1 protein-coding gene is annotated in these 1,244 nt (G+C 39.4%); it reads right to left on the bottom strand.

Annotated elements, in window-relative coordinates; translation table 11 throughout:
* Positions 1–1,244 (bottom strand): IS66 family transposase (locus BMG01_RS10545; RefSeq protein WP_198941275.1); only part of this gene is annotated, 1,244 nt, incomplete at both ends.

A 1,244-nucleotide genomic window follows, 5' to 3' on the forward strand; every position in this document is an offset into this window, starting at 1 on the left:
CCATGGTTGGGTTCGGGTTTGATTAACCTGGCCTATTGCTTGTAAGACAGATCGTTTTTGTTTTTTCATAGTACTCATAAAGCTTCGTATCTGACAAAAAGATTCTGCGCCTTTCTTACTTCGGAAAGTTCCAGACACTTTCTGTTTGACTTTCGTCATTCGAATATCCCGTTCCGCTTGATTATTATCAAATGGAATGTCTGGATGTTCTAAGAATGCTAGAATTCTATCAGCATATTTAAAGAAGCGATTCCATAAATTTTGAGCAGGTGTCTGCTTTCTTTTCTTGTTTGACTCTGTAGAAAGTACTGGTTGTGCTTTTAATATGGATTGATAGACGGTAAACAGATTCTGTTGCTCCGTTTTTGGAAGCATTCCTTTATATTGCTTTTTCAGCGTTAAAGCTTGCGTTAGAAATTTCTGCATCTGTTGCGCCCATTTTTGCCCCGTACTATCTATAATTCCTTGCAAATCTCGTAAGAGATGGGCATTACATAATACATGACGACAATCTGTATACGCATCATATGATTTCCAACCATCATGCATCGCAATTCCGGAAAAAGACGGTAAAATTTCGCCCGCATCCATTGCTTCTTTTCCTCGTTTTTGATGAATATGTTGCAAGGTCACCTCCGGTGTACTGGCAGTATGTAACCATTGTATTTTATTTTCTACTCGCATACCGGTTTCATCAAAATGGACAACTGGAGACTGAAGGATCTTGTCTTTTACTTCTTGGAGAAAGGGCTGCAGTTGAGCCGAAAAACTGTTTGTATGATTCACTAACGTTCCTTCACTGATAGAATACCCAAAACAATCTTGAAAGAATTCTTTTGTTCGTTTTAAAGGAAGACACTGATAATGCGTTAAATAGGGGATCAGTCTTTTTATATTTGGGCCATATTGAACAGGATGAGAGACAGTAGAAGGAAACTGAGATTCTTGGATAGAATGGCAATGTGGGCATTCTTTTTGTTCCACTTTATGTTCTGTCACTTCTATCTGGATAGGTGGTAAATCATACACTTGGCGAATGCGGTATCCTTTTACAGGTTCGTGGTTTAAGGACGTGTTACAACAAGTACAATGCGTAGGAGAATAGGTAATCGTATGATCCGGAGTCGTTGTCAAATGAAGCGTATGTCCTTTGTGGCCCAACTGGCCACCGGTTTGACGCTGGGATGATTTGCGCAAACTTTTTGTAATAGGTTTACGCAAACCATCTGTAGAAGGTGGTTTAT

The organism is Leuconostoc sp. BM2 (assembly GCF_002095565.1).
Classification (GTDB): domain Bacteria; phylum Bacillota; class Bacilli; order Lactobacillales; family Lactobacillaceae; genus Leuconostoc; species Leuconostoc falkenbergense.